The 19,587-nt window shown below is 57.0% G+C and carries 18 protein-coding genes and 1 pseudogene; 6 read left to right on the plus strand and 13 right to left on the minus strand.

The window, feature by feature from the left end:
- Window positions 1–20 precede the first annotated feature (20 nt).
- Genes QA637_RS28520 through QA637_RS31090 form a run of 5 tightly spaced genes read right to left on the minus strand, consistent with a single transcriptional unit; the run spans window position 21 to window position 6,744 of the window.
- Window positions 21–875, minus strand: a complete 855-nt coding sequence (locus tag QA637_RS28520) for a phosphoadenosine phosphosulfate reductase family protein (protein WP_173519398.1) — start codon at window positions 873–875, stop codon at window positions 21–23.
- Entirely contained in the window at window positions 865–4,314 is a 3,450-nt protein-coding gene (locus QA637_RS28525; protein WP_283067748.1) for a DUF6079 family protein, read from the minus strand. The genes QA637_RS28520 and QA637_RS28525 overlap by 11 nt, the downstream gene beginning before the upstream one ends.
- Window positions 4,307–5,257 (minus strand): DUF4007 family protein, encoded by a 951-nt coding sequence (locus tag QA637_RS28530; protein WP_283067749.1) that lies wholly within the window; start codon window positions 5,255–5,257, stop codon window positions 4,307–4,309. The genes QA637_RS28525 and QA637_RS28530 overlap by 8 nt, the downstream gene beginning before the upstream one ends.
- On the minus strand, window positions 5,250–6,443 hold the full coding sequence (locus QA637_RS28535; protein ID WP_283067751.1) for a cysteine desulfurase family protein: 1,194 nt from the start codon (window positions 6,441–6,443) through the stop codon (window positions 5,250–5,252). Before QA637_RS28535 ends, QA637_RS28530 begins: the two co-directional genes overlap by 8 nt.
- Complete coding sequence (locus QA637_RS31090; protein WP_379937353.1) at window positions 6,436–6,744, minus strand: XRE family transcriptional regulator; 309 nt, start codon at window positions 6,742–6,744, stop codon at window positions 6,436–6,438. Before QA637_RS31090 ends, QA637_RS28535 begins: the two co-directional genes overlap by 8 nt.
- Window positions 6,745–6,898: 154 nt before the next feature.
- Here QA637_RS31090 and QA637_RS28540 point away from each other — a divergent pair, with 154 nt between their 5' ends.
- The 3 genes from QA637_RS28540 (at window position 6,899) to QA637_RS28550 (ending at window position 9,053) form a co-directional block, all read left to right on the plus strand.
- Entirely contained in the window at window positions 6,899–7,495 is a 597-nt protein-coding gene (locus QA637_RS28540) for a poly-gamma-glutamate hydrolase family protein (protein ID WP_283067752.1), read from the plus strand.
- 93 nt (window positions 7,496–7,588) lie between these two features.
- On the plus strand, window positions 7,589–7,981 hold the full coding sequence (locus tag QA637_RS28545) for a hypothetical protein (protein ID WP_283067753.1): 393 nt from the start codon (window positions 7,589–7,591) through the stop codon (window positions 7,979–7,981).
- 754 nt (window positions 7,982–8,735) lie between these two features.
- Window positions 8,736–9,053 carry a hypothetical protein gene (locus QA637_RS28550; protein ID WP_283067754.1) on the plus strand — a complete coding sequence of 106 codons (318 nt, stop codon included), beginning with the start codon at window positions 8,736–8,738 and terminating at the stop codon, window positions 9,051–9,053.
- A gap of 22 nt (window positions 9,054–9,075) precedes the next feature.
- Here the strand turns inward: QA637_RS28550 and QA637_RS28555 are convergent.
- Window positions 9,076–9,273: pseudogene (locus QA637_RS28555) on the minus strand (transposase domain-containing protein); the annotation flags it as partial.
- A 172-nt stretch (window positions 9,274–9,445) separates the two neighbouring features.
- Here QA637_RS28555 and QA637_RS28560 point away from each other — a divergent pair.
- The 3 genes from QA637_RS28560 to QA637_RS28570 are packed head-to-tail and all read left to right on the plus strand — an operon-like array spanning window position 9,446 to window position 12,643.
- Window positions 9,446–10,687 (plus strand): site-specific integrase, encoded by a 1,242-nt coding sequence (locus tag QA637_RS28560; protein WP_283067756.1) that lies wholly within the window; start codon window positions 9,446–9,448, stop codon window positions 10,685–10,687.
- Complete coding sequence (locus QA637_RS28565; RefSeq protein ID WP_283067758.1) at window positions 10,687–11,643, plus strand: tyrosine-type recombinase/integrase; 957 nt, start codon at window positions 10,687–10,689, stop codon at window positions 11,641–11,643. Before QA637_RS28560 ends, QA637_RS28565 begins: the two co-directional genes overlap by 1 nt.
- Window positions 11,636–12,643, plus strand: a complete 1,008-nt coding sequence (locus QA637_RS28570) for a tyrosine-type recombinase/integrase (RefSeq protein ID WP_283067760.1) — start codon at window positions 11,636–11,638, stop codon at window positions 12,641–12,643. The genes QA637_RS28565 and QA637_RS28570 overlap by 8 nt, the downstream gene beginning before the upstream one ends.
- Here the strand turns inward: QA637_RS28570 and tnpC are convergent, their stop codons facing one another.
- The 7 genes from tnpC to QA637_RS28605 form a co-directional block, all read right to left on the minus strand.
- Complete coding sequence (gene tnpC, locus QA637_RS28575) at window positions 12,644–14,098, minus strand: IS66 family transposase (protein WP_283067762.1); 1,455 nt, start codon at window positions 14,096–14,098, stop codon at window positions 12,644–12,646.
- Between the two features lie 68 nt (window positions 14,099–14,166).
- Window positions 14,167–14,514: an IS66 family insertion sequence element accessory protein TnpB gene (tnpB, locus tag QA637_RS28580; RefSeq protein ID WP_283067764.1), complete on the minus strand. Its 348-nt coding sequence runs from the start codon at window positions 14,512–14,514 to the stop codon at window positions 14,167–14,169.
- The gene (gene tnpA / locus QA637_RS28585; RefSeq protein ID WP_283067766.1) at window positions 14,511–14,915 is read right to left on the minus strand and encodes an IS66-like element accessory protein TnpA; all 405 of its coding nucleotides are present in this window, start codon (window positions 14,913–14,915) and stop codon (window positions 14,511–14,513) included. The genes tnpB and tnpA overlap by 4 nt, the downstream gene beginning before the upstream one ends.
- A 48-nt stretch (window positions 14,916–14,963) precedes the next feature.
- Window positions 14,964–15,191, minus strand: a complete 228-nt coding sequence (locus QA637_RS28590; RefSeq protein WP_283067768.1) for a hypothetical protein — start codon at window positions 15,189–15,191, stop codon at window positions 14,964–14,966.
- 35 nt (window positions 15,192–15,226) lie between these two features.
- Window positions 15,227–16,063 (minus strand): HNH endonuclease, encoded by an 837-nt coding sequence (locus tag QA637_RS28595; protein WP_283067770.1) that lies wholly within the window; start codon window positions 16,061–16,063, stop codon window positions 15,227–15,229.
- A 3-nt stretch (window positions 16,064–16,066) separates the two neighbouring features.
- Entirely contained in the window at window positions 16,067–17,830 is a 1,764-nt protein-coding gene (locus QA637_RS28600) for an AAA family ATPase (protein WP_283067771.1), read from the minus strand.
- Window positions 17,831–18,093: 263 nt separating this feature from the next.
- Window positions 18,094–19,368 (minus strand): hypothetical protein, encoded by a 1,275-nt coding sequence (locus tag QA637_RS28605; protein ID WP_283067772.1) that lies wholly within the window; start codon window positions 19,366–19,368, stop codon window positions 18,094–18,096.
- Between the last annotated feature and the right edge of the window lie 219 nt (window positions 19,369–19,587).

Genomic DNA, 19,587 nt, shown 5'->3' on the forward strand with positions numbered 1-19,587 from the left:
GCTAATCTACAACTACATCTTTATATTGAGCATACAAGACAACCGTCGCGCAAATGGCTATCGTCTTCAACCTCCAAACCGCCGAGGGTTTCGACGAGTGACAACGATTTCCTATTGGCCCTCTTCTTCGCCTGAGCTTTTTCCCAGTCTGATTTGATCTTGGCGACGCGCTCCGGCTTTGCGAGGTCACGCAAGGGCTCATTCTGGCACCAGAAAAACTGCTCACCAAACTGAACCGCACGTTCCTCGTATTCCATTGCAAGGTCGAAATACGTCGGATGGGTTTCCAACAGACGCACCCATTCGATTTTCTGCTGATAGAAGCAGAAGTAGCATCCTGACCGGGACCGGCCCCAATCCATATAAGGTGGCAGACCAAGTCCCGAGTCTTCCAAGATCGCTATTATGTCTGCCCGTACCAAGCCGTCGTCTTGAAATGGGTAAACGGCCAAGATGTTCGGTTTCGTGCTGATGTAACCGGTTCTGTTTTCGTCTGCGCGAAGACCAACGTAGTTGATTACTGGCCCGTCACCGACATAAGCTTCGAACGGCTTGAGCTTGAGCATCTTAGTGCACCACCTACGGTGGTTCGACGGGAGCATCCCGCGATAAACCGTCAGCCAATGATCAAAGCTGTCTGTCGGGGTTGTGCGAACAATCGGCTTGCCCAAAATGGCTTCCAGACGCCCGATATAATCGTAGGTCTCGGGAAGCTCTTTGTCCGTATCGTGGAAAATATACTCGATTTCTGGAACACGGTCGCGAAGGTAGATAGCGAGTGCCGCGCTGTCTTTCCCCCCAGAAAGGCTCAAGATATGTCGCGGCTGCTCCGACCCGAACGATGAAAAAATCTGAGATGCATAATCAGTTGTCATTCTGCGTTCTCACACCTGCTGCGCCAGAGCTTTTCTCGTCTGTGGAGGTTTCCCTGGTACGAGCCAGCTCTTGCCAAAGGAGACTGGCAAGGATTTGAATTCGTTGCGCGTCACCTTGTGGCAACCAGTCCGTGAACGTTTCCATTTTTTTCTGGTCCGCAGCGTTTAGATCGACCGGATGAAGGACACGAACGAGGTCTCTTCCGTCACCGCGAGTTAGATTTAAACGTATCGCTTCGGTATTTGGGCGATCCTCTGAGGTGGAGAATGCTGTACTCTCGACCTTTGCAAAGAGCTCGGCCAGTGCAGCAATCTCTTCGGTAAACCGGGCTTCGTCACCAGGCATCCAGCGGGCGGGAGGCTTAGCCACCACAAAACTAGCCAGGGACTCCGCCCAGGCCTCGTCATGTAGGGCGGGATCCCGTAGTCGAAGCGCAAAGGCGCGAAGGCGCGGTTCGCGGGCAGCGAGTGACACGCGAGCGCCTCGAGACGCCAATGCGACACGATCGAATTTTTCTGGGTCCTGACCGGCCGCTTCGCTCGTTCTCTTAACGATGCGTGCGATGAGATCTGAATAGGTGTTCTGAAGTTCTTGAACCGCATCTGTAAAGCGGCTGATGAACTCTTCAACCGAACTCTCATCGGCTTCATCAATGCGGAAGATCGGAAGGCCGCAGGCGTTGGGCAGGTCAGCAAACAAAAGCGTCGCCGGCTCGCGCGCGGATAGGAGTGCGTCGCGCACGGCGAGTGTCGCCGGCGACAAGCCTTTCGACTTTCGAGTGTACTCAGGGAGTTTTGCTGCAAACTGGCAGAGCTCAGTCACGACGTCTAGCAGAACCGGTTGGCGGCCTTCGATCCCCGATGCAAAGAGGTTTGCGAGGCGGGCAAATACGTGCGAGCGCACACCTTCGACGCTGCAATGCTGAATTTCGAAGGTTTGTGGCGCTTTGATCAGGCGCAGGAACTCCATAGCGCCAAATCTCGGAAGGAAGGTGCCGTTCTCGTAGAGAGCCAGCTCATGGCCATGCACTCTGACCACTACTGCCAACAAAATTGGAGCCAATCCATCCCGCACGCCGTATGGCCGATTTGAAAGTCGGCTAAGGATGTCGGTGATAGCGATCCTACAACCTTTGCCGGCCCTCACCATTCTGACGATTTCGGTCAAACTTGGTTCAAGATGCAGCGGATCGTTCGAGGCTTGGGGGATCCGTAACGTGAAGGTTTCGCCATCCGCCACATGCAGTGCACCCTTCTGAAGTACTGAAAGGTACATCGATTTTTCAGGCGGGGACTTGCGCTCGTCCATCCCAAGGAGCGGCAGCTCCGGTGCCTTGAAAAGGCCCTCGATCAAACGCATTCGCGCAGAAGCCGCGGCACTGCTGAGGACATTGCGATTTACAAGCTCGTTCATGACCCTCGGGCTCAGCGGATAGAGATCAGTGCAGAGTTGAGAAACGACCTTTGGTAGGTTGCCGGTCGCGTCGTAATTCTTACCGCCATAGATCCATTCCATGCCCGAGTTTGCATCGATCCTGGCCAACTCGGTGAATTGCGCTACCAGTGCCTGGCGCGAGCGCGCGATTTGACGTTTGACCTCAGCGGATGCGAAATCATCGCTGGACAAGTCAGGCGTGTTCGCTTCGACCCAACGCCAAACCAACACGTCGCGGAGGTAGGACGCGAGCTGCCAGACAGGGGCCGGCACGGCGACCAATGTCGCAGGATTTTCAGCTACGAGGGGAGTGCGGGCGATGTCCCGTGCAATCTGCTGCTGATCCTTTTGGTCAGCGAGCGCCACAATGATGAGACCATCTGCGTTTGTTGGCTTGCTTGCTGCCTTGCCTACATCTTCAGCGGTGGCGTATCTTAGCTCAAAATACCGCATAGTCCCGGTTTCGAGATAATGGCGACGCGCAAGTACCATCTCGCCATCCAAGATCTCAGAAAGAGCCGGCGCAACGGCTTCGACTTCGCCGACCGCTCGCTTGGCCGCATTTACGGATGCCGTTAGGTTGATACTCGAGGTCGGCCAAAGGCGGAACGCCCCAGAGCCACCGCGCTCGAACAAGAGGCCGTCCCGAACAAGAGTGTCGATAGCTGCGGCCAAATCGCCGGAGCCTGACAAACATGCGTCGATTGTCCGACTTGTCGGTAACAAATCGTCGGAGTCGAGCAGGTTGAGTAGTCCTACCGTCTTCAGGACCTTGAGTTCAGCAGGGGCGATACCAACACAGCTGTCGATCGTCGCAACGATGCGAAGCCACTGGTTCTTATAGTTTCCAGCCGACACCCGATGTCCAAATGACGCTCTAACGTAGTCGTAGAAGCGAGCGGCGTCGAACCAGCTTTCGCCAACCTCAGTGGCGGCTGCGAATGCCTGCAACGCCATTGGCTCGCTCGATAGGAGAAAGCCGAATAAAGATCGTTCACTCTGGCCGAAATGCGAAAAGAACCGCACCATCACCGGAAGAAGAGCAGGATGCAGGGGATAAAAGCGAGCGGGGTCAATAGTGAATCCGCGGCCGCCAAGCCAGCCAACCTGACCCGCCTTCTCAAGAGCTGAGTTCGCTTGCGTTCTTACGCTCGCGGGCAGCGCGCCTTCGTCCACACCCAGCGCCCCGGCGACCAGAGCCGCTGAATGAACCAGTGGTTGGTCGAACACGATTTCCTCAAAACGACCAGCGACCTTGTCCCACTCGTGGCGAAGGGCCAGCGGGAGGCGTTCGGCATAAGCTTGGAAGCCCTGATGGAGGATACCGACAAGCAAGAAGGGGCTGGCGTTGCTACGAGCCGCCATCTCGGCCAGTCGCTGCAGCGGGAAGACATCCTCCTGGTCGGGATTCAATGCCGCATGCTCGAGGAGCTTTCCCAGCTCATCGATGATCAACAGCAATCCGAGGTCTCGGTTCGCCGTGCGCTTGGTCATCAGAGATATAAGCTGTTCCAACGAGCGGACGGAGCCGGTTGTTTCACAAGCTTCCAACGCCGCTTCAACCTGCGCATCAAGCAAGTCAGCGCAGGCTGAGTGAATGATGCCCTCTCGAATCGCGCGAGCGACGGCACTCGGGATGCTTTCTCGGCTTCCTGTCACCAGAATGGGCAGGAAACGTCGATCATTGTTACCAGCGCGCCAACCTATTGCCTTGGCTACGCGTTTGGAGTCTTTCCCCGAGGGATCGGCCAAGAGTCGAGCCAACACCAGCGCCATGGACGACTTTCCGACGCCATAGTCGCCAGTGATACGCCAAGCCCGACGCTTCGAGCCGTTGCGGACGCTCGACAGGATCTGACGCAGAGCGTCTGCCATGGGCGGCGTGACAATGTAGTTCTCGAGCGCGGATGCGTCCAAGAAGTCTTTTTCCAGTTGGACTGACCGAAGGAACCGACCAGGGATCGAGAAAATCTCGGTGATTGTCGCGGAGCCCGGCTCAGCCATTGATGTTTGCCTCGTTCGCATAAATTGTCCGCGCGTCAGCCTTAATAGGGGCTTCGCGCGTCAACAGCCCCTGAATGGCTGATGGGCGATAGGTGAAGCCGTGTCGGCCGTGGAGAGAAAGGCTCTCAAGTCGGGCACGAACGTCTTCTTCTGGGAGTTTGAATGACTGGCCGGGCGCACCTGCCGCGGAGAGAAGGTGTCGAACAGGAATCGTCTTTTCACCGGGCGCTGTTCGTTCCCAATAGTCCAAAACGGCATAAGCAAAGAGATCATTGGTGATATCTGCCTTGGGCTCCTTCCGGAAGGCGTACATAGCCTCCCAACGTCCCCCTTCGGCACGGCGTTCACCGGTCTGTTGCAGCAGGCGCAACTCGACAAGCGGGCCATCCAGAGAGTCTTCGATCCCCGCCCTAGAGCCGCGTGCCGAGAGATAGGTGTGCAAGAAGACGTCCAGGTGCTGGCCCAGGGTAATCTCGGAATGAGAATGCCCTAGGCGCTGAGATTGCCGGGCGAATGCTGTGAGCGCTTCAGACCGAGAAAACTCAGCGTACGGCCACGCGCCTAGCAAATAGTACCATGCGAAAATAGCTGGAGTCGCAGACGAGGAGAGGTTCCAGTGTAGAAGCCAAAGTGTTCTGCTGTCTTCCAGATACGGGTCGAAGCCGTTCTCTCCAAATATAACGTGTCCGAGGTCCGAAATCTCGTGCGTGCGGTCAGTGGTGGGGTGGGCGATGCCCATCGCGTCAACCCAGAAACGCAGCGCACGAACCATGTTCTTGCCGATGCCAAGCTCGACCATCGCAGCATCTTCGTTGTAGAAAATGCTGGCGTTTGCAACGATTGCTCGGTAGGCCTTCGGCAGCCACGCGTAGCGGCATGCAAAGGTTTCGTGCCCCGAAAATCGATAGCCTGGCTGACCCTCGGTGGCGGATATGTCAAACATCGATGACCCCGGATAATGAATTACGAACATCGTTGATAGCGTCTGCTATTTCGATGGCTGCACGCTCAACATCGTCAGCTGTCGTTGTTCGGCCCAATCCGATCCGCAGGCAACTTTCGATTTGAGAATTGGGCAATCCCATCGCCCTTAGCACGTGTGATGGCTCTTGCGCGCCAGTATTGCAGGCTGAGCCAGTCGAAATTGACACCTTGCCCCGAAGACGGCTCAAAACCACATCGTTGGGCGCCCCCGGTGCTGAAACGTGAAGGTTATGGGGCAGGCGATTCACTTCGTCGCCATTCACTATCAGGCCGGGAACCAGCGCATATAAGCGGTCTTGTAACAAATCCCTCAGCTGCGAGAGTCGGGCGCTTTCTGCCTCACCCTCAAGCTCCATGAGCTCGCATGCGAAACCTAACGCAGCGATACCGCTAACATTGGGCGTCGGATGATGCGCGCCTTGGAGGCCGAATGTCGACGGGTAATCGAAACTTGGCGAAATGAGTGCGCCGATGCCTTTAGGACCGTAAATCTTATGACCGCTTAAGATGACATATGCGGCACCAAGGTCTCCCAAGTCCAGAGGCGTACGTCCAATTGCTTGGGTGGCGTCGACCAGCGCATCTGCACCGTGTTCGCTCGCCTCGCGAACGATTGTGTCGATGGGATAAACAGTGCCTACCTCGTTGTTGGCAGCCATAACGCATACGAGGTCGACACCTTCTTTTAGGATGCGCCGATAGCTCTCCAAGTCGAGTTGAGCTTTGGCGTCGACCTCGATCCACGATATGGTTGCCAATCCCAAGCGCTCGGCGCGCAAGGCGGTATCGATCACAGCCTTATGCTCCACTCGGCTGATCGCGATTCGTAGAGGACCGCGATGAACCGCGATCGAATGAGCTATCGCAAGCTGGATAGCCTCAGTTGATCCAGACGTGAAATGCACGTCGGTCGGTTCCGCGGACAAGAGGCGCGCGATCTTCTCTTTCGATTGAGCAACAGTGAGCGCAGCTCGTTCGCCGTGAAGGTTTTCAACGCTATTTGCATTGCCGAATTCCTCGAGCATCATGCGAACTGCCACCTCAGCGACCCGGGGATCAACAGGGGTGGTTGCATGGTGGTCAAAGTAAAGCGCGGCTCCCTCACTCCGCAGGGCCAGCCTATGCATTGAGGTGTGTTCATTCATCGAAGGTGGTCCTAATTGAACCAGGACTCCCTTCGGATGGGGTACGGACCTCAATCGCGACGTCGCAGCCTAATTGTACCAGCCACCGTAGAAGCTGGTCAGTGCTTACGATATCGCTACGACCAGACAAAACCTTCGAAAGGGTCGGTTGGTCTGTCGAACAAAGCTTGGCGGCACGGGTTTGGCTAAGACCGGTACCCGCCATAACACGGGCGAGAACACCTCGCAGATCGGCACGGACGACCTGTGCCACATCCGGAGGGGATGAGACAAGAACGGCATCTATGGCAGAATTCGTCATGGCTCACCCCAGATTGATTCGCTTGGTGATTATGGAAAATTCTCCATGGGAACGGCAAGTGGAGATTGGTGGTGTGGCAACGAAGCTCACAACTATTTGTGAGTCTAAACTTGAGAATGGCAACGCATCCATTGAGAGTTGAATAGGGGGATGAATGGCGAAGGATCGATTTGAATCATACCACGACCTTGCTGCGGTTTATGTTCGTGGCGAGCACTTTAACGTGGAAACCAGAACGGGTTCGGTTAAGCCATCCGTACTGATCATGGCGCCGCACGGGGGCAAGATCGAGGTTCGCACCGCGGAAATCGCTCGGGCCACGGCGGCACAAGACTACTCATGTTACCTGTTTGAGGCCAACCTCGCCGCGAACAACAGAGTAGAAATGCATATCGCGTCTGAGCACTATGACGTACCAGAGGCCTTGGCCGCAGTGAAATCGGCCGAGGTCGTAATCGCGCTCCATGGCCGGCGAGATGGTGATGACCCTGAGAGGACTTGGATGGGGGGGCTGGACCGCAATCTGTCAGAGCATATCGGTGGCGCGCTTCATGAATCGGGATTTCCTGTTCTCTTCGATCCACCGAAGTTCAAGGGCGTTCACCGCGATAACATTTGCAACCGGGGCGTCACAAAGGCTGGGGTCCAGCTCGAGATCCCATTGTCGCTTCGCGAGGAATTCCGGAGCAATCCGGCGCGCGAGGACGCCTTTATAGGTTGCCTAAGAGCAGCCATCGCATCCTATCTTTGATGAAAAGGCTAACATCCGGCCGAACCTTTGGCGGCCATCCGGGTTGGCATCCAAATATTCTTGCTCGCTAGTTGCGAGGCCAAGGAGTCCTGCTTGAGACGTCTGCTTGAATTCCCGCCGGATATGTACGTCCTCCATGAGGACGAACTTCCGCTTTTTGGGCATAGCCCGGACCTAAAGCGATATGTCGAGCATCTGAAATCAGCCATGGGGCAAGAGGAATGGCGTCTTCGGCGGGACGCCACCGCCAAGCGCTTTTACCAGTCGCTGGTCGGCGAACAAGCTGACCCTACCGGAATTGGGATATACTTTGACAACAAGGATCTGTTTGCCTGGTATCTGTTTCTAGGAGAAGCGTTCAACGACCATCCCCAAAACTACGAGGTGGTTTACGGCTGCAGGGTGGTCCCTATTCTCGCGGCTTTAGGTAGGAACCTGGACAATCTTGAGCGGGTGGGGGAAACAGGGATCGCCTTCATCGGTTGATCTTCAAAGAACGAGCTCAGCCGAACGGCGGTTTGTTCGAATTCCTGGTGGCAGCTAAGTATGTCAACGAAGGCTATGATGTCGCCTTCCACCCCGAAAAGCCCGGACGTGGGCGGACGCACGACCTCGATGTAAAGCGCGGGGACAAGCGGTTCGCAATCGAATGCAAGCGCATGGAGGCAGGCCAATATCATGACAAAGAGCGAGCGGCGATGCGAAGTCTCTGGAAGCCCGCATCCCAAGCTCTAGTTCGCACCGGGGGCTCTTATTGCTTTGACCTGACGTTCCGAACGGAGATTGCATCTATCCCGGCTGACTATCTCCCGCGCATTGCTCTGGACTTCATCAACCGCGATGCGGACAACGCGCTAGTCTACGACGACCTCTCGTACGGTACGTTGAGGAAACTGGACCTTACCCCCCTACAAACGGCGCTGGTCGACTCCTCCTGGATGCATCCTGGGCCAAAATACAACAATCTTCTACTCGGGTCCTATCGCCGATATGAGAGCCTACTTCTTGCCCACAAGGTGAAATGTAAGCGTCCGGTAAGGCAGCTTCGCGCTGACGGCTCGCCTTTACTTTACCGAAACGGCTCGTGCGATAACTTGCAGTTTGATCGCGTCAAAACAGCCAACATCGGCGAATGCCCAGAACAACGAAACGGCTACTGGATAAACTCCGAGAGGTCGAAGCGCTCCGAGGTGACGGTCGCTCACCACCTCGGGGGATGCTGTCAAGATTCGGAAAGGGTATGGTGGCCTATTTACGGGATTGGGTGCGTATTTTCGCGTTTCATCTCTCCGTGGGGCCGTTTCCCCGGCTCAGTAAAATCATTGCTGCAATCGGTCTAGCGGCGTCTGGTCCCGGAGTTCTCTACAAGGTTATCGAGGCGATCATTGTCGGCGAAGTCCGCAATCGCGGGGCGGTCATTGCAACCGCGAAAGAAGAACCTTTCTCATTCTACACCATGACGCTCATCGTTGGCTTGTGGGCTGCCTTCGCTACCGCCTTTGGTGTTGCCGCCTTCCTAGTCCTGATATTGAAGGGCCGCCCGTCGCGCAGCGAGTGATCTATTGCCGGCGTGACAGATACTATCGATCTTGATGCTGCATGCTCCACGGGAGCAGTTCTTCGATCCTGTTGATCGGATGGTCGGCGATGCGGGTGAGGACGTCGCGAAGATAGGCTTCGGGATCGAGACCGTTGAGCTTGGCGGATTGGATGAGCGACAGGATCGCCGCGGCACGCTCGCCGCCCTTGTCCGATCCGGCGAAGAGCCAGTTCTTCCGGTTATGCAAATCTCTGCATAACCGCAATTATGCGAAGCTCAGGATTATGCGCAGGCTCTCTGGCCCCTCGGCAAATAACCTTTGCTTTACAGCGATTTCGAAAGCAGCGTGACGATTCCAACTGAGCATAATTTCATTCTCCCTGCTCCAATCACTGGAAGGGGAGATCTCCATGAAGCCCGTCATTTTGCAGCCTGGACCACAAGCATGGCTGTCGTCCAGCATTCTGTCAGCTTACCAAGACCGCTACGTCGCTCGTCTGCAGGAAGACCGGTACGCGCACAACGTGATCCGCGTCTATCTTGCGAGCGTTGCGCATTTCGCACGCTGGATTGACGAGCAACACATTGGCCTTTCGTCGCTGTGCACGGCGGTGCTGGATCGCTTTCTTAACGACCACCTGCCAATTTGCAGTTGTCGTCAGCCGGTTCGTCGGACGCGGCATGAACTACGGACCGCCATTCGCCACCTTCTAAGACTGCTGGAGACCGAGAGAGCCATTCGGCCGACCGACGAGCAAGACGCACTCAGCAGAGATCTGGCCAGGTTCGATGCCTACATGCGTGACGTCGCAGGCTTAGCGGAGACCACACGGCGGCAACGCGGGTTGATTGTCGGCAGATTCCTCGCTCAAACTTTCGGCGCGGACGATATCGAAGTCACGAAGATCGATCCGGTAGCCATGAGGCGGTTCGTCCTGGGTGAAGGTCGCGATTGGGGCGCCGGGGCGGTGCGCGTCGCTGGCAGTTCGATAGGCTGTTATCTGAGGTACCGCCAGATGTGCGGTGACGAGGTCGCCAAGCTTCTGCAAGCCATCCCACGCGCGGCGCACTGGCGTCTGGCGTCACTGCCCGAGACATTGTCACCAGCCCAGATTGACGCGCTTCTAGGATCGTTCGATGCGGGTCTGCCATCTGGTCGGCGTGCCTATGCCATGCTCAGATGTGTCACAGACCTTGGCCTTCGCTGTGCGGAGGTGGTCAAGCTGCGCATCGAGGATATCGATTGGCAGAACGGAACCATCACGATCGCGCGCTCCAAGACGCATTTCACAGACTGTCTGCCGCTACCCAGGGCAACGGGTGAGGCAATCGCCGACTACGTCAGGCACGAACGGCCCGAGACGGTAAGCCGCGCGGTCTTCGTCCGCCATGTCGCACCCTATGATCGGCCGGTCCAGGCGGGAGTAGCCCAGAGAGCAATCATCGCCGCGTTTCGGCGGTGCGGTTGGGATCGCAGCGATCCGCATGTTCTACGCCATAGCGTAGCGAGCCGACTGTTGCGCGAGGGCACACCGATGAAGCACATCGCCGATATCCTACGCCATCGCAGCCTCGACACTTCAAAGATCTACACCAAGATCGATTTCGACCGGTTGTCGGCTGTCGCTCTGCCATGGCCAGGGAGGGCGTGATGACGACGACGGTGACAATGAAGGAACATGTCGCCGCCTACCTGCTCGAGCGGTCCATGCTCGGCTTCAGCGTCAGCGGCCCCAATGCTCAACTGCTGAGTTCTTTTGCCGATTTCGCTGACGAGCAGGACTGTCGCAGGCTAACCAGTGACCTAATCATCAACTGGGCAAAGGACAGATCGCGCATCAATCAACCCTTCACCTGGGCTGGACGACTGGCAATCGTGAAGCCGTTTGCGGCCTACATGACGCGCCTGGATCCAGCGACGGAGTTTCCGGCGAGCCCGATATTCGGCAAATCACGGCGGCGGTTGACTCCCCACATCTATACCGACGACGAGATCCTCGGTCTTCTGGCCGCCGCCCGAGCTCTCCAAGCAAAAGGCGAGTTGCGATCGGTCGTGTTCGAGACACTGATCGGATTCATCGCCGCAACCGGCCTGCGCATTTCGGAGGCGATCAACCTGCGTTGCTGTGATGTCGACATCGAAGCTCGCTGCGCAACGGTTCGCATGACCAAGTTCCAAAAGTCTCGGCATGTACCATTTCATCGGTCGGTCACCGAGGCACTTGAGTCATATCTACAGATCCGAGGACGCTTCGTGAGGCAAGAGGCGGAGCAAGCCTTCTTCACCGTCGCAGGTGGCCAAAACCTCAAAAAGCGCACCGTCCACGGCGTCTTTCAACGACTGCGCGCGGCAGTCGGTATCATTCCGCGCGGCTCCCATTCGCATGTTCGTATTCATGATCTGAGGCACACCTTTATTTGCCGACGGTTGGAGCGCTGGCAGGCAGAAGGATGCGACATCGATAACGCCATCGCCGCGCTCTCGACCTATGTCGGCCACGCCAAAGTATCGGACACCTATTGGTACATGACCGGCATCCCCGATCTGATGGCCATCGCCGGATCACGCTTCGAAGGCTTCGCACTCGGGGAAGACGGCCATGTCTGATCATAACGCGCCGTCCCTTTCCACCCTCGTCCAACGGTTCTTTCTCGAGCATCTTGGCCAACATCGCGCCGTCAGCCGCGAGACGGTTGCCGCCTATCGCGACACGTTGAGAATGCTCTTGGGCTTTGCAGCACAGCGATTGCACCGAACGCCAAGCGCGATCACGCTGCTGGAACTTGATGCGCCGTTGCTCCTGGCGTTTCTCGATCATCTCGAGAAGGAACGTGGCAACAGTGTGCGAAGTCGCAACGCGCGCCTCGCGGCCATACGGACTTTCCTAAAATACGCTGGACATCACGATATCGGTGCTCTGGCTACCATCGAACGGGCGCTCGCAATCCCGCAAAAGCGATTTGAGCGGCCGATGGTTGGCTTTCTGTCGAGAGACGAGATCCGCACCATCATCGAGGCCCCGGACGCCAAAACGTGGGCTGGCCAAAGAGATCGTGCCATGTTCAGCACCCTGTACAATACAGGCGCGCGCGTTTCCGAGATGATTGCAGTGCGCTGGGGCGATGTTGTGCTCGAAGGACAGCCGGCTGTCCATTTACATGGCAAAGGCCGTAAGGACCGATCAGTGCCGTTGTGGCGAACAACGGCCGCACTGCTTCGTAGTTGGCGCCGGCGGCTCGGTGAGCCCCTCGCCGATGCGATGCTGCTTCCGAACCGCAGCGGTGACCGGATGACACGTTCGAACGTGACCCAGCGGCTACAGCTTGCCGTCGAGGTGGCCGCGTGCAAACACCCGGCGCTCATCGATCGGGCAATAACACCGCACGTTATCCGCCACACGACAGCGATGCATCTGCTGCAGTCCGGCGTGGACATCACCGTCATCGCCCTCTGGCTCGGCCACGAGGACACCGCGACGACGCACATGTACGTTGAAGCGGACCTCACGATGAAAGAGAAGGCGTTGATGAAGCTGCAGCCCGCCAGCGCCCCTGCTGGACGTTTCCGAGCCTCCGACGAGCTGATAACCTTTCTGCAGTCGCTCTGATTATGTTGAGATCATCGTGGCGGACACGGCCGCCGTGCTGGTTCCGCCACGACACCTGCGCATAATCCTAAGCTTCGCATAATTGCGGCCGAGCGCGATCGGCCGGATCGCCCGCTCGGCGGCATTGTTGTCGATCTCGATGGTGCCGTCGTCGAGGAAGCGGCAGAGCGCGGTCCTGCGCGTAATCGCATAACGGATCGCCTCCGCCGTGTTGCTCGAGCGCGGCAGTTCCGCAAGCATCTTGTCCCACCACCGCCTGAGCGCCTCGATCTTCGATTTGGCCTGGCTCTGGCGGATGGTCTTGCGCCTGTCCGGCGGCGCTCCGCGGATCGCCTTCTCGATGTCGTAGAGTTCGCCAATCCGAGCTAACGTCTCTTCGGCGATCGGATGCGTTCCGGGGCTGGTGGTCAGATCGAAGAACTTGCGGCGGACATGCGCCCAACAGGCCGCCTCCTGGATGGCGGCGGGTATATTGGGTTGGGTTGCTTCGTAGAGGTCGCGGAAGCCGGCATAGCCATCGGCATGGAGCGTGCCGACGAAGCTTGCGAGGTGGGCCTTCGGGTGCTCGCCCTTGCGATCTGGACTGTAGAAGTAGGAGACGGCAGGCGGCGTATCATCGCCCCAGGGGCGACCATCGCGGACATAGCTCCACAGCCGTCCAGTCTTCGTCTTGCCCTTGCCAGGCTCCAACACCGGAACAGGTGTGTCGTCGCCATGCAGACGGCTGCCGACGAACACGTGCGCGCGCAGTCTGGCAACGAGCGGCTCAAGTAGCGCGCCCGCCTTGCCGACCCAATCGGCCATGGTCGAGCGGGAAAGATCGACGCCTTCCCGCGCATAAATCTCCGACTGCCGGTAGAGCGGAAGATGATCGCAATATTTGGCGGTGAGCACATGCGCGACAAGTCCCGGACCCGGCTTGCCGCGCTCGATCGGTAACGACGGCATTGTCGCTTTGGTGTCGGTGTCGCAGCCCTTGCAGGTGAAGCGCGGCTGCACATGGCGCACGACCCGGAAGGAGGCCGGGACATAGTCGAGCACCTCGGTGACGGTCTCGCCGTTGCGAATGAAGTTTGAACCACCGCAGACCGGGCAGGTGCAGGCCGCCTGATGTACGACCTCCTGCCGGGGTAGGTGATCCGGCAAGGGCCGGCGGCTCGGCTTCGCCTTGTCTTGGCTGCCCGAGACGGAACGCACCGAGCCCTCGAACTCCGCGTCCGCGGCCTCGATGTCTTCCAACGCCAGTTCGAGCTGCTCGATCGAGCGCTCGATCTTCTCCGACGAGGCACCGAAGCGGGCCCTTCTCAGAACGGCAAGCTGAGCCTTCAGTTTCTCCATCAAAGTGTCGCGCGAGCGCAGCTTCTGGCTTTTACGCGCCAGTTCCTCGGCCTGCGCGGCGATGATCGCCCGTAAGCTCTCGACGTCATCCGGCAGGTCGGAAAGGCTCTGTCCCATGGCCGGAACGTATAGCTGATTTGGCCTCAGCTCACCAGCTATCACAATGGAAAGATTGGATTTTTGTCCTATGCGACACGCGTCGGCGCAGAGGTCCAGGACGGCCGCCGCCAGTCGATCCCTTCCCACAGCATCGCCAGTTGCGCCGCCGTCAGCCGGGCCGTGCCATCGGCAGCCGAGGGCCACGGAAAGCGGCCTTTCTCCAGGACCTTGTAATAGAGGCAGAAGCCCTGGCCATCCCAGAACAGAAGCTTGATCCGGTTGCCGCGACGCCCGCGAAAGACGAACACCGATCCGGACGCCGGCTTTTGCCGCAGCGCCGTCTGCACAAGTGCCGTCAGTCCGTCGATCCCCTTGCGCATGTCGGTCACCCCGCAGGCGAGATAGACGCGGGCATTCGCACCCGGTCCCATCATGCTTCTTCCACCGACCGGATCAGGGCTTTCAGCGTCTCCGACGCAATGGAGGCATCGACCTTCAGGACTCGGCCACCCTTGCAGCCGATCTCGATGCGCGATGGCTTTGCCAACCGTTTCGGTGCGACCCGTTCTGTTGCGGCCGCTCGATCCGCTTTGCCATCCGCATCCGGCCCGATGAGCGCCACCGGCAATAGCGTCACGCCTGACACATCCGGCCTATTGTCCTGGCCGAGCTTCTTGCGCCAGGTGTAAATCTGTTGCGGCAGAATGTCGTGCCGGCGGGCAATCTCGGCGATGCCAGAGCCGCTCGTCTCCACCTCGTCAAGAATCCGAAGCTTGTCCTCGTGCGTCCAGATACGGCGGCGCTCGACGCCCGTCAGAATCTCAACTCGCCCCATAAGTTCACCCTTGGCTACGTCGCTAACTACAGAATTAGCGACGTAACTTCAGCGCACTGGGCAAATTCTCAAAGGCTGCTTCACCGGACGCTTACGGTGAAATTCAGCCCCAACCCCCACTTTATCGATGACATTGATCAGGCGGTTGCTCTTAGGTGGAGCAGCGCTTCGGAAGCGGCGATCGATAAGAGGGCGCGTGACGTCATCGGAAAGTTGGTGGAAGCGAATGATCAGCTGGTAACGCCAGAAGACGTTCCATTTGATACAGGCGTCCATTGGGGGCCGCATCTGAACTAGCGATAAGGTGGCCACTACATGTCGATCGGGACCGCGACGCAACCGTTCGCGAGCGTGGTCAGATGATCAGTTACATCCGGGTCTGAAACCGTGCCTCGAACTAGCGCGGCTTCCCAAGAATTAATCGATCTGCTTGTGACGACGTCTCTCAATATCGTTTTTAGCCCAGTTTCAGTGCTGGCTCGATCGAGCTTCGGAATGTGCTCCATGCCGTCCCTTATCCTTTGTGGAAAATCGCCAAAGAGCGTACCCATTTTGAGTTGGAATTGCTCACCTAGGATGTGGCCGATGTGAAATTGGATTTGCTTTTCCTCCATTGCCGAAAATCCGGGCATAGGTTCGGCAGTGAAATTCGGCGCGTCGAAGGGTGCGACAATCTTCACCCTCCAAACTGCTTTTGCCGCCAGTTTGTCAAAGTAAGGATGAATGAAGCGCTCTGGTGACAAAGTGCCTTTGTAAATATCACCCTTCACGCTTGAGTTGCACGCAGGACACGCGGGAATCAGGTTCTTGGAAAATATGGAAAATTCTGGATACTCTTTGCGTGGGAGATAATGATCCAGCGTACCGGAGTTGTCGGACCCACACATTGGGCAACATTTGAGACCAGCTGTAGATCGGATTCTCGCGAGGGCACCGCCGCCGGCACGCGTGTCATAGAACTTTCGTTGCGCCTTTTGCCGAGTCTTCGGAATTGGCGCAGGAGAAACTTGCCAAGGGTCTCCTTGGAACTGCACATAGTCAGAATAAGCCTTGAGCCATGCGGATGAGTAGCGACCCCAACCCTTTCGCGCAAGAATTCGCGTAAGCGGACCGTCGTCGTCCTCTTTAGGGAAATTGAGAACCAGCATTGATCAGACCGCTCTCGTTCCCGCCCGTTTAGCCAGCAATCGCCTTACGTAGGCTAGCGTCTCGGGGTTCATGTCAGAGCCATATTCTTCAAGTATGTTTTCGATGGTCACGTCTGGACTCAGTGAAGTGAGCCAGTTCCGCAAGGTAGTTTGGAATTGATGACTGATCTCTGCGTCTGCGAAAATTGCGGTAGAGATCGAATCTATTCCCGCACCGAAAGTCTGCAGACGTGGCTGATCAATACTGATTGATCGATCTTCTAATCTTAGTATGCGCACTCTCCGCGATGGGGCCTCTCGGACAAGGTAGGAAGAATGCGTCGCTGCAATCGCAACTGATTTCGTTGCGACCAGGAGCCGATGAAGAATTTCTGCAAAATCGGATATGAAATGTGGGTGTAGATGCGTTTCTGGCTCGTCGAACAAGAATAGAGTGCCGGGCTCGACCGCAGCGCACGCCTGTGCGGCGAAGCGGAACATGACGTTTTCACCGCTGCTTAGATGGCGTGGGGTGAAATTCATCCGGTCGATAACAACGGGCGGCTCCGTGAGGTCGATCTGCCGAAAGAGAAGCAGCCGCTTCTGCTCAGGATATTTTTCCCCGAGTTTGACGTATCCACGTCCGTCCCATTTGAAACGACTGTATTTTTGGCTGGCGTCGTTTTTTTTGAGCGGCAAGTACACCGTGTTCCACAGGTCGAGTGGCTCTAAGATCCGCTTCAGTAGCAAGAGGCGAGCAGGTAAGTTTGCGGAAGTCTCTGTTGTGTCGATCTGCGGCAAGACGGTCCGCTCGTCGTCCCGCCAGCAATCAAAGATCGAGATTGTTACACTGTCATATCGTTGCATTGGAGGACGCGTTAGCGAAAAGAATTGATAGTCGATCCCCAGCCAAGGATCGAGTGCTATTGGGTAAAGATCAGATGGTGTCGACGAAAAAGCGACGACACGCGAGAAGGCGGGCGGTCCGAAACGGCGCTTGTCTGTACCACGATGAGTGAAACGCACGGACCTTTTTCGAGGAACCAACTTCACGTCGGGATGTCGCGTAAGTCCATCTATCAACGACAGCAGAATCTGCGATTTTCCGGTCCCGTTCTTTCCGATCAAAATCGCGAGACGGTCTCGAATAAGCCGATCCTCGCCAAAATCGAAGTCCACACGGTATGAATTATCTGCGGATGGAAGATCGACCGACATGCAGAATGAAGTTGCAGCGTCTTCGACCTCTGGGATCTGCGTGAATCGCAGATGTCGAGAGCCCCTGCGAAAGGCAGTCCAGCTCTCGTTCTGGCGTAGCATTGACAGGAAAAAAGCTTCGCTCTCAAAAAGCTCCATGCGTGCGCTGTCCGACCGTTCAGCACTAACGACGACGGCATCGCCGAGGCGTCGGAGTATTGCTACTGCCAACTCCAGCCCGACACGCTCCACGAGGTCACGATAGCTATCTTCCCTCAACATAAGTGAGCAGTGGTCCAAGGCTAGAGCCGTTGCGTCGATCCAACCTGGGCTGTCTTTCAAGAGCTCAGAGATTGCTTGCCAGGTGCTGTCGTGGCCCGGGAACATGACTTCAGTGTGGATTTCAATTATGCCCTGCGCTTCGGGAAGAAAGTAGCAGTTGGTTTGAAAGCGATATCCGAAATTGTTGTAGAACGGTTCCTTTTCAGTTTTCGCTACGATTAGCAGTGGCCGAGCATTTACGTTTTCCAAGGCGGTTGCGAGGCTTTCAGCAAACACAAGTCGAACTTCAGGCGCGGAGGGAATTGGCATTTCAGGTACCTGAGATAGTACGCAACGGTGGCTGCGATCATTACTGGTGCCCCTCAATCCCACCATGAATGTCGAAACACAATAGGTTCGGTGTGAAACCCGCGGATTTATCGATTGCAAACCCTCTGCTTCATCTCCTGCTGAGCTGCGTATTAGCGAGGATCTCTTTAGGCTCAGCGGGACGATGTCAGATCGGCCCTGTCGTCAGGGACAAGACTTGGGCGCACCTCATCCAAGGATGTGAGGCCCGAAATCGAAACTGCCTAGACGTATTTTGAACGGTATCTTTCGTCCGGGGCCAGCCAGTGTTCGATGAAATCTAGCGGATCCACGCTTCCCATCATCACCCTCGCGAGCGTCAGCCGCTCCTCTAGGCGCCGTCGACGCTCTCCATCCGCACTCCGCAGCCGCTCTTCCGCATCCGCGAAAAAACGCTCAACCGTCATTGCCTTTCCCCACTTGTCGATGATCTCTGCCAGCTGCTGTCGGCTATCAGTGAGAGCTTGAGCCGCTTTGCGGGCGTCCTCTTGCCGTAGGTATCGCTCCCACTCCTCCTCCCGCTCCTTCTTTCTCTTCGCTGCGGCCTCGTCCTCGGCTGTCATAAGGCGTTGAAGCTTGTCTTTCGCCGCCTTAAACGCATCGATGATCCTAGGGATCATCTTGCCAAGCGGCTCCTGCTCCGCCTCCTGCCAACTGACAGACCAATCGACGCCATTCTTTGGCGAATAAGCAATTAACCGGAAGCGCCCACAGGGCATATCCTGCTCCGTTGTCCAGGAGTGCGTCAGTTGCCAAGGCTTGGCCGATCGTATGAGCTTGCTGTCCTCACGATGATAATCACCGTTGAGGTATCGCATCGTTACCCTTTCCGTCATCTCGGTGAGAGCGAGCCCTATTGGCACCGTGTCGATGGAGAAGATTGTCGGCCGGTCCGGTCCCCAGATTCTCCCTGAGTGGTAGCGCCCGTATTTACGATCCTTGAGCACCACTTCCTGTTCGTTGACGTGGACACGACGAAGGTCATCAGTCGCCGGGGCGATGTGTACTCGATAACCCTGTTTGTCTAGCGCGAGGTAGATGTCGTTGGCGATCGATAGTGCACGCAGCAACGCAGGTTCTGATGATATCAGATCTGGCAGGATCCTTTTGTAGGGCCTGAGGAACTCGCCCTCTTTCACATCCCGCGTCTTTCGGAAGTGTTCCTCTACGCCGAACAACAGCGGATGACGTGCCGGACGATGAGGTTTTGCTGCGACCCTTGTGTTGCGAACAGAGCCTTCTTCCGGCGGTCTCTTTTGTCGTGGCTTCGGGACCGACGGCGTTATCTCGATGATGTCGTCAGACGTCGCCGGCAACGTTGGCAGTTCTGTCGGAAGCCCAAGCGATTTGCGGGTCCAGTATCCGGATCCGGGGTAGGGCACCTGATATTGTTTGCAGATGGCGGCCAGCGCCGTGCCGGAGATACCGAACTCGGGGGCGACTTTACTCAGGGGGCCGTCGCAGACCCGTTTATAAAGCTCAAGACGTGTCAGTTGCATAGCGAAAGGTCCCGATCTCAAATTGAGACCCGATATGGCATCACCGACATGTGGCTGGCAATATATTCCGCCAGTTATCCGTGTTCTATCAGCATCTTAGGTATTTGAGGACGGCATCGGTACATAACCTTTCAAGGTGTTAGATCGCCGGCCGCGGTTCCAGTCGACTATCCAACCCGTCTGCATTCACACGGCACGCACGCCAGCCGGCACATTACC

The sequence above is a fragment of the Sinorhizobium terangae genome (assembly GCF_029714365.1).
GTDB lineage: Bacteria > Pseudomonadota > Alphaproteobacteria > Rhizobiales > Rhizobiaceae > Sinorhizobium > Sinorhizobium terangae.